Consider the following 9,386-nt stretch of genomic DNA (forward strand, 5'->3'; position numbering starts at 1 on the left):
CGCGCGCTCCCTTTAGTGTGCCGTGACAGCGTCGGCGAACAAGAGATCATGGATCTGCTTTTCCAGCCGCGCCGCGCTGCCGTCCTCGCCGGAAACCCTGTCGACGTCGATCACCTCGGCCTTGACCCGGCCGGGATGCGGCGACAGCAGCAGGATGCGGTTGCCGATCTTGATCGCCTCCGCGATCGAATGGGTGACGAACAGAACGGTGAATTTGGTCTCGGCCCAAAGCTGCAGCAATTCGTCCTGACAGGTGCGCCGTGTCAGCGCATCGAGGGCTGCGAACGGCTCGTCCATCAAAAGAATATCCGGCTCCATCGCCATGCCGCGCGCGATCGCGACGCGCTGCTTCATGCCGCCGGACAGGGTGTGCGGATAGGCATCGACAACGCGGGTGAGGCTGACTTTTTCGATATAGGCCCGCGCCCGCATCTCCGCTTCCTTGCGCGGCAGTTTTCGCGTCATCAGCAGCGGAAACATCACGTTTTCGAGCACCGTCTTCCACGGCAGAAGCTGGTCGAACTCCTGAAAAATCATCATGCGGTCGGCGCCGGGCTCGGATATTTCCCGGCCCGAGATCCGCATCTTGCCTTCGCTCGGTTTCATATAGCCGCCGACCGCTTTCAACAGCGTCGACTTGCCGCAACCGGAGGGGCCGAGCAGCACGAAGCGATCGGAACGATCGACCGTGAAACTGACCCGCTCGGTCGCGGTCACGACCGCGCTCGAGGTCTTGTAGCGCAGCGTTACGTCACTGACGTCGAGAAGCGCGGCCATGTCGATCAGTTACCCTTCAGGTCGCGCGCGACCGGCAGGTAATAATCGGTCCATGCCTTGGGCATGGTCTTCAGCGTACCGACCTTGAACAAATGCGCGGCGAACTTCATGGTACCCTGCGGCTGCAGGTTCCATTCCATCATGCCGGGCTCCTTCAGCCATGCCAGCAGGTCCTCGACGCTGGTCTTGTCGCCGGTGACTTCCTTGTAGATCTCAACCGCGGCCTTGGTGTCGCCGCGGATCAAATCCTGCGCTTCCTTGGTGGCGTCGCGCACGGCCTGCACGATCTTCGGATTGGCGTCGGCGAACTTGGTCGTGGTGAAGAACTGCGCCTGGCTGAGCGGACCACCCATCACGTCCGGCGAGAACAGCACGACGTGTGCGCCGGGCACGTTCTTCATTTCGAGGAACGTGAACGGCGGGATCGCAAAATGATTTCGGACCTCGTGCTGGGCATTGCTCATCGCCACATAGGCGTCGGGATGGCCGAGCTGCACGGTGTTGGCGTCGAGCTTCGACCACTGGTCGGCGCCGAAGGCTTCGGCGGCCGCGATCTGCAGCACGATCGCCTGCGTCGAGACCTTCACGGTCGGCACCGCGACCTTGTCGTTCGGACCGAAATCCTTGATCGACTTGATGTTCGGATCGCGGCTGATCAGCGTCATCGGTTGCGCCGAAGTGGCGACGATGCCCTTGACGCCGCCGCGGGTGCGGTCCCACAGCAGCAAGAGATTGCCGGTCCCGGTGTTGAGGATATCGACGCTGCCTGCCAATAGCGCGTCGGTCTGCGCGCCGCCGCCGCTTAAGTTGATCCACTTGGTGGTGACGCCTGGCACGCCGAGGGAAGCTGCGTGCTTCTCGATCAGCTTGCGTTTTTCCATGATGTGCGAGGGCATGTAGAAGATGCCCGGCTGCCGCGACAGCGAGATCTCCGTTTTCTGCTGGGCTGCGGCCTGAGAGCCCGGCAGCACCATGGCAAGTGCCGCGACAGCGCCCGCGCAGGCGCGCCACATTTTGTTTCCCATTGTGCATCTCCTCCGGCGTTTCATTGACGCTTCGATGGAAATGCACTAATGTATTAGTGCATTTGAAGCAAGCGCCTTCTGAGGCCGGTTCGTTCGATGGCTGCATCCCAGATCGTTTCCCGCCGGACCGTCCCGCGCTCCGCCGATCGGCTCGATCGCGATCGTCAGGCCGCGCCGCAGGTGTTCGAGCGCCTGCGCGGCATGATCATTTCGCTGGAGCTGCCGCCGGGATCGCCGCTATCGCGCGCTGCGCTGGCCGGGCAGTTCGGGGTGAGTTCGACACCGATCCGCGATGCGCTGATGCGGCTCGAGGAAGAAGGGCTGGTCGACGTCTTTCCGCAATATGCCACGGTAGTCAGCCGGGTCGACGTGCGGCTGGCGCAGCAGGCGCACTTCCTGCGGCAGGCGGTCGAGCTCGAAATTGTCCGCATGCTGGCAATGCGCCATGACGAAGCCTTCGCGGCCGGGCTCCATGCGACCATCGTCCGCCAACAGCAATTCGCGAAAGCCGGCGACTTCGAAAAATTCATGGCCGCCGACAACGAGTTCCATGCCCAGCTCTACGCCGCCACCGACAAGCAGGACATCTGGTCGCTGGTGCGCAGCCGTAGCGGACATATCGACCGGCTGCGCCGGCTGCATCTGCCCTCCCCCGGCAAGGCGCAGGATATCCTGCGGCATCACAAGCTGATTGCGAAAGCGATCGAGGCCGGCCAACCCGAAGAGGCGCAGAAGCACCTGCGTACCCATTTGTCGGGAACACTGAGCGAAACTGACCAAATCCGCTCGCGCTATCCGGAATATCTCAGCAACTGACTACTGCGACATCATCTTAGGAATCACGCTCGCAGGCGCGGGGTTCCGGATCCGCTACCCGGCAATATGCGGGGGCCGGCTTTTTGTACCGGCTTTTTGATCGCCCAACCGGAACGTTCCTGCGGGGGGAGCAGTTGCGGCAACACGAGGATTCAGCGCGCGGTGTTGCGTCCTCCCCGTAATGCGCCATAGCATCCGATTCGTCCGGTGGATTGCTGGATCGGAGCGGGAGGGCGAGCGAACACCGACATGACGCTCACAACCAGGCTAGCCATCGCGATGATTGCGTTGGTCGCGCTCGCGGTTACCGCGGTCGGATGGCTGAGCTATCACAACCTGGAACAGGCGCTCCTGCAGCGCGCCCGCGACCGCATCGAGACGCATTCACGGCAGCTTGCGACCGATCTGGAATATTACGCGGCGAGCGCGACCGGAGATGTTGCGGGCTTTCGTTCGGCGGTGGCGTTGCACGGACTGGTCCGCGCCCGCCAGGCGGGCGGCATCGATCCGGTCGATGGCGTCTCCGAAAAGATCTGGCGCGACCGGATAGCGTCACGTTTCGCGGCGGAACTCGAAGCCAAGCCCACATACGCGATGTTTCGGATTATCGGCCTCGACGACAACGGCCGCGAGCTGGTCCGCGTCGACCGCAATGGACCAAACGGCACGGTTCGGATCGTCCCGGAAGCGAGCCTGCAGAAGCGAGGCGATCGCGGCTATTTCCAGGAAACGATCCGGCTCGGTCCTAAACAGCTCTACGTCTCGCCGCTCGATCTCGGCCGTTTCAATGGCCTGATCGAAGAGGTGCATCGGCCGACAGTCCGCGTCGCGACGCCGATTTTCACGACCGACGGTAAGCCGTTCGGCATTTTCATGATCAATGTCGACATGCGGCGCGCGTTCGACCGTATCAGAGCATCGGCGTGGCCGGGCGAGAAGATCTACGTCATCAACCGGCAGGGCGACTATCTCATTCACCCCGACCGGTCGCGCGAATTTGGCTTGTTGCTCGGCAAGCCCAACGACTGGAAAGCTGACTTCCCGCATCTGGCGTCGCAGGCCGGGGCAAAGCACGGCAGCGCCGAAATCATTGCGGACCAGGCTGGGCGGTCCAACGGTATCGCGTTTGCTCCCGCCGTCCTGGCCGGTTCCGAATGGGTTGGCATCATCGAGACTACCCCGAACGCCGTGATCATGGCGCCGGCTGCGAGCATCCGAAATACCTCGCTTCTGGTCGGGGCGATCGCGGTGTTGTGCGCAGCAGTGCTGGCGCTGCTGATCGCGAGGTCGCTGGCCCGGCCGATTGTCCGCCTCACCGAAGCCGTTCAGGGCGTGGCCAAAGGGAAGGCAGCCATCCCGGTCGATGCGCGCGGCGAGACCGGCGTGCTCGCGCGGGCGTTTGCGTACGCGATCGAGGAGATCAATGCAAAAACCGCGGCGCTCCAACAGGAGGTCGAGGAGCATCGCCGCACCGTAGCTGCGCGCGATCATCATGCCGAACGGGAACGGCTGTTCAGCGCAGCGGTCGAGTCCTCCAGTGACGCCATCGTCACGACGTCGCTCGATGGCACGATCACCGGCTGGAATTCGGCCGCGGAGCGGCTGTACGGCTACACGGCTGCGGAAACCGTGGGCAAGAACATCACCCTTCTCGTGCCGATGGACCGGCTGCCCGAGATGTATGACACGTTGCGCCGGATCGGCTCGGGCGAACGCATCGAGCAACATGAAACCGTCCGCCTGAAAAAAGATGGCGCCCGGATTGAAGTCTCGCTCAGCGTCTCCCCGATCAAGGCTCCCTCGGGCGCGACCATCGGCATCTCGAAGGTGGCACGCGACATCACCGAAACCAACAAGACCAGGCAGGTGCTGCGCCAACAGACCGAAGAGCTTCGCCGCATCTTCGAGACCTCGCAGGATCTGATCATGGTGATGGATTCCCGAGGATTCCTGGTTCAGATCAGCCCGAGCTGCGAGGCCATATTGGGTTATCGGCCGGAAGAAATGATCGGGCGCAGCGGCGAGGATTTCATCCACCCCGACCACCTCGAGAATTCCCGCAAGGAGATGCGCGCCGCGCGGCGCGGCGAACGTCCGAAGATTTCCGATACGCGCTGCTTCCACAAGAACGGCCAGGCGGTATGGCTGTCATGGCTCGGGACGTGGTCGGAGCCGGCCAAGCGCTTCTTCTTCGTCGGCCGCGACATGGCCGAGAGTCGGCTGGTGCAGGAGGCGCTGCGCGAAAGCGAGCAGCTCGCCCGCGGCATCATCGACACGGCACTTGACGCCTTCGTCCAGGTCGATGAGCAGGGCTTGATCCGGGACTGGAATGCGCAGGCCGAAAGTATCTTCGGCTGGCCGCGCGATGCAGCGTTCGGGAAGAATGTGTTCGATCTGATGGGTCAGCCTGACGGGCAAGGTCCTCTAAAAAAAGCCCTGCAAGCTTTCCTGCTTTCCGGCGAAGAAGCGGTCCGTCAGCCCCGACGCGAACTTCAGGCCAGGCGGAGGGATGGGAAGGAGATCACGGTAGAGCTGAGCATCGCCGCGCTGAGGACGCGTGGCGGCTTCGTATTCAACGCATTCGTCCGCGATCTCACCGACCAGATCGCGGCCGAGGACAGGATCCGGCAGGCCGAGAAGATGGAGGCGATGGGACAGCTCACCGGCGGCATCGCGCACGACTTCAACAATATCCTGACGGTGATCACGGGAACGATCGAAATTCTGGCCGACGCCGTCAAGGGCGAACCGCAGCTTGCCGCCATCACGCGAATGATCGACGACGCGGCATCGCGCGGCGCCGACCTCACCCAGCATCTGCTCGCCTTTGCGCGCAAGCAGCCGCTCGAACCAAAGGTGACCGACGTCAACACGCTGATCATCGACACTGCGAAACTGCTGCAGCGGACGCTCGGCGAGCATGTCGAGATCGAATCCGTATTCGAAGACGAAACGTGCGCTGCGATCGTCGATCCCAATCGGCTCGCCACCGCGATCCTCAATCTGGCTCTTAACGCCCGCGACGCGATGCCGGATGGCGGCAAACTCATCATCGAAACCGGCTTCGTCATGCTCGACGACAATTATGCAAGGATGCACAGCGACGTCCGGCCCGGTCGCTACGCCATGATTGCGGTGAGCGATACCGGAACCGGCATTCCGGCTGCGATGCTCGACAAGGTATTCAATCCGTTCTTCACCTCGAAGGGACCCGGCAAAGGTACTGGCCTCGGGCTGAGCATGGTGTACGGCTTCATCAAACAATCAGCCGGCCACATCATGATCTACAGCGAAGAAGGCCATGGCACGACGATCAAGATGTATCTGCCGCCGGCCACGGACGCATTGCCGGCGGCCGAGGCTACACTGGCGCCGGCTGTCGAGGGCGGCCATGAAACAATTCTGGTAGTGGAGGACGACAAGCTGGTGCGCGACTATGTGCTGGCGCAACTGCATTCACTCGGTTACGTCACGCTGGATGCGGCAAACGCCACTGAAGCCCTCGCGCTGGTCCATACCGGCCGTCCGTTTGATCTGCTGTTCACCGACGTGATCATGCCCGGCATGAACGGCCGCCAGCTCGCCGACGAGATAGCGAAAGCCAGGCCCGGATTAAGGGTTCTGTTCACCTCGGGCTATACCGAGAATGCCATCATTCATCACGGGCGACTCGACGAAGGCGTATTGCTGCTCGCCAAGCCCTATCGGAAATCGGATATGGCGATCATGATCCGCAAGGCGCTCGCCGATTGATCGCAGCGGCGGCGCCTGCATCCAGCGCAATGCTGCCAGCGTAAGGCTGCGCCGGATCCGGCCTGCCTGCGATGAGCCTTGATCGGACCTTGGATCAGATCTGGCCCTGTCGCTGGGTGGTCATCACGATGCGAACCAGGTCGGCGGCATTCCGCGCGCCGAGTTTCTTCATGATATTGGCACGGTGGTCCTCAATCGTGCGCGGACTGATCCCGAGATGCCGCCCCGCTTCCTTGTTGGAAGCGCCGGCGGTGAACTGCTCCAGCACCTCGCGTTCGCGTCGCGTGAGCGGCTCCCGTCCCGGAAAATGCAGGGCCGCGATGCGCGATGACGTACTTTGCGCCTGCCGGCGAGCATAGGCCTCGATCGCCTCATCGAGTCTTGCCACGATTTCGCTGCCGCGAAACGGCTTTTCGATGAAGTCCAGCGCGCCGTTCTTGATGGCGCTGACTGCCATGGCGATATCGCCCTGCCCCGAGACCATGAAGATCGGTGCAGGGTAGTCCTCACCATGAAGCTCTTTCAGAATATCGAGGCCGGACTTACCGGGGATATGCACGTCGAGCAGGATGCAGGCTGGCGTCCGTGTTCGTGCAATCGCCAGCAGCGCGGCGCCGTCGGCGAAACAAATGACCTGATAGCCGGCTGCCGACAGCACCATCGAAAGCGTGTCGCGAACGGCAGGGTCGTCATCGACTACGAAAATCTCCCCGCGGGAGGGGGCTTTTTCAGCCATGTTCCATCGTCCATGCGTGGTTGAATGTGACGCACACTCGGATAACGGTATTGAACTTCATACCGGACCGTATTTGTACGGGACCACGGCTGAACGCACAAGTAGCAACGCACACCTAATAAAGTAACTAAGGAGTGCACTGATGCAGATGCAGCACGCGACGATGTCACACAGGCGCCCCACGACCAGAATCACGCCTACCTTGCTATGGTTTCGGACCTCGGCAGCGTGATCGAGCGCGTCCAGAACAGCCTGCGGCTGATCGAACAGGCGATCGTGGAGGAACCGTCGTTCCGCGCCTGAGAGTTCCACCAACGTCATCGTGCTCGACGACTTGTCGCGCGCGCGATCGCGCCTTAATGCATCGCCTCTTCGGATTTTGACGACGCGCCTGACTTTTTCTTGCTGTGCTTGCCTCTCAGGAAGCGGATGTCCATTTCCGTGCCGTTGACACGAACGAGCTCGCACCGGCGATAGGCGAGGCCGGTCGACGACAGCAGCAGGAAGAACTCCTTGAGATTGAGGCCTTGAATGGAGCCTTCCACAGTCAGTTCGGCGTCGGTGTCCGAGATCGCGTTGAGCTGGCAGTCCCTGCGCCAGGTCCCGTCGATCGCCATGATGCAGACATCATAGCCGCGGCTGAATGTAACCCGCTCCGTGCCCTTGCCGTCCTCTGTCATCGCTCACCGTCCCGCCATTGCCGCGATTTTTGGCATTGCCGCTGCGCCCTGCGGAGATGCGGCACGCGCACCGTTCGGCCGATAGAGGCCGCGCCTGTCCGGGAACGGCTTGAAGACATCAGTCAGGCCGACGACCGTTTCCGCCGCTCCCAGCACCAGGAAGCCATCGCCTTCCATTGCCTTGGCGAGGCGGCCAAAGATATTGATCTTGGTCTCCTGATCGAAATAGATCAGGACGTTCCGGCAGAAGATGACGTCGAAGGTGCCGAGCTGGGAGAAATCGTGCAGCAGATTAAGCTGGCGATGCTGCACCATGCCGCGCAGCTCCGGGCTGATCTGCCACAGTTCGCCGTTCTGCTTGAAATATTTGACGAGAAGCTGAATCGGAAGGCCGCGCTGGACCTCGAACTGGCTGTAAACGCCCGACTTCGATTTTTCGAGCACTTCCTGTGACAGGTCGGTCGCGATGATCTCGATCCGCCAGCCGGCAAGCGCCGCGCCCATTTCCTTCAGCGACATGGCAAGCGAATACGGCTCCTGACCGGTCGAGCCGGCGGCACACCATATCCTGATGCTCTTGCGGCCGGCCCGCGCCTTCAACAGCTCCGGCATGATCGTATCGCGGAAGTGTTCGAACGGCACTTTGTCGCGGAAAAAGAAGGTCTCGTTGGTGGTCATGGCCTCGACCACCTGGGCGGTGATCGATGACGATCCGCCCTTCATTTTCTGCACGAGTTCGCCGATGCCCGATACACCGCATTTGCGCGAGAGCGGAAGCAGGCGGCTTTCGATCAGGTATTGCTTGTCTGCGGAAAGGTCGAGACCGGAATGATCCTTCAGGAGCTTACGCAGATACTCATAGTCTGGCGGGGTCACGGGAGCCTCTCAAGGGCAAGCGATAAGATTCAGATCGGGCTTTGTTCCGCGAGCGCGACCAGGCCGACTTCCTGGAATTTTGCCGCGACGATGTCCTTGTCGAACGGCTTCATGATGTATTCGTTGGCGCCGGCATGCAGCGCGCGAGAAATATGATCCATGCCGTTCTCGGTGGTGCAGAACACCACCTTGGGCGCGTCGCCGCCAGGCATGCGGCGCAGATGGCCGAGGAATTCGTAGCCATCCATGACCGGCATGTTCCAGTCGAGTAGAACTGCCGTTGGCATGGCACTCTTGCAGGCTTCAAGCGCCTGCTCGCCGTCCTCGGCTTCGGTAATTTGGAAGTCCAGCTCTTCCAGGATGCGGCGCGCGATCTTTCGCACGACGCTGGAGTCATCGACGACAAGACAGGTTTTCACCTCGGCCTCCTTGGTTGACGAGCGGCCTACGCTGCGAGGGTTGTTTTCGGTATGATTTCGAGGACGCGATCGACGTCGAGGACGACCATGAGCTGGCCGTCGAGGCGGTGCACGCCGCCGGCGAGCTTGGCGAATCGGGGGTCGAGGTTGACGGGGTTTTCCTCGCGGCTCGCGTCAGGCAGCCGCAGCACCTCGCCGATCTGGTCGATCAAGAGGCCGTAGGACTCGCCTCTGAGGTCGACGCCGACCGCCATCGGCGGCTTGCCGTCGTCGTTCTTCGGCAGGCCGAGCCGGGCGCGCATGT

9 protein-coding genes are annotated in these 9,386 nt (G+C 61.9%); 2 read left to right on the forward strand and 7 right to left on the reverse strand.

Annotated elements, in window-relative coordinates:
• Positions 1 to 12: 12 nt before the first annotated feature.
• Positions 13 to 777, reverse strand: a complete 765-nt coding sequence (locus LMTR3_RS26085; protein ID WP_065747817.1) for an ABC transporter ATP-binding protein — start codon at positions 775 to 777, stop codon at positions 13 to 15.
• 5 nt (positions 778 to 782) lie between these two features.
• On the reverse strand, positions 783 to 1,790 hold the full coding sequence (locus LMTR3_RS26090; protein ID WP_065747887.1) for an ABC transporter substrate-binding protein: 1,008 nt from the start codon (positions 1,788 to 1,790) through the stop codon (positions 783 to 785).
• Between the two features lie 108 nt (positions 1,791 to 1,898).
• On the opposite strand from LMTR3_RS26090, the gene LMTR3_RS26095 reads away from it, so the two are divergent.
• Entirely contained in the window at positions 1,899 to 2,618 is a 720-nt protein-coding gene (locus tag LMTR3_RS26095) for a GntR family transcriptional regulator (protein WP_065747818.1), read from the forward strand.
• Between the two features lie 249 nt (positions 2,619 to 2,867).
• Positions 2,868 to 6,371, forward strand: coding sequence for a PAS domain S-box protein (locus LMTR3_RS26100; RefSeq protein ID WP_065747819.1), 3,504 nt, complete (start codon positions 2,868 to 2,870; stop codon positions 6,369 to 6,371).
• Positions 6,372 to 6,465: 94 nt separating this feature from the next.
• On the opposite strand, the gene LMTR3_RS26105 is transcribed toward LMTR3_RS26100, so the two are convergent.
• The 5 genes from LMTR3_RS26105 to LMTR3_RS26125 all read right to left on the reverse strand — a co-directional run.
• Positions 6,466 to 7,107, reverse strand: coding sequence for a response regulator transcription factor (locus LMTR3_RS26105; RefSeq protein ID WP_057841383.1), 642 nt, complete (start codon positions 7,105 to 7,107; stop codon positions 6,466 to 6,468).
• Positions 7,108 to 7,463: 356 nt separating this feature from the next.
• Complete coding sequence (locus LMTR3_RS26110) at positions 7,464 to 7,787, reverse strand: pilus assembly protein PilZ (RefSeq protein WP_065747820.1); 324 nt, start codon at positions 7,785 to 7,787, stop codon at positions 7,464 to 7,466.
• A 3-nt stretch (positions 7,788 to 7,790) separates the two neighbouring features.
• Positions 7,791 to 8,663, reverse strand: coding sequence for a CheR family methyltransferase (locus tag LMTR3_RS26115; protein ID WP_065747821.1), 873 nt, complete (start codon positions 8,661 to 8,663; stop codon positions 7,791 to 7,793).
• 29 nt (positions 8,664 to 8,692) lie between these two features.
• Positions 8,693 to 9,082, reverse strand: a complete 390-nt coding sequence (locus tag LMTR3_RS26120) for a response regulator (protein WP_065747822.1) — start codon at positions 9,080 to 9,082, stop codon at positions 8,693 to 8,695.
• 26 nt (positions 9,083 to 9,108) lie between these two features.
• A partial coding sequence (locus LMTR3_RS26125) for a chemotaxis protein CheW (protein WP_176721990.1) occupies positions 9,109 to 9,386 on the reverse strand: 278 nt, incomplete at its 5' end.

This window comes from Bradyrhizobium sp. LMTR 3, from assembly GCF_001693485.1.
Lineage (GTDB): Bacteria > Pseudomonadota > Alphaproteobacteria > Rhizobiales > Xanthobacteraceae > Bradyrhizobium.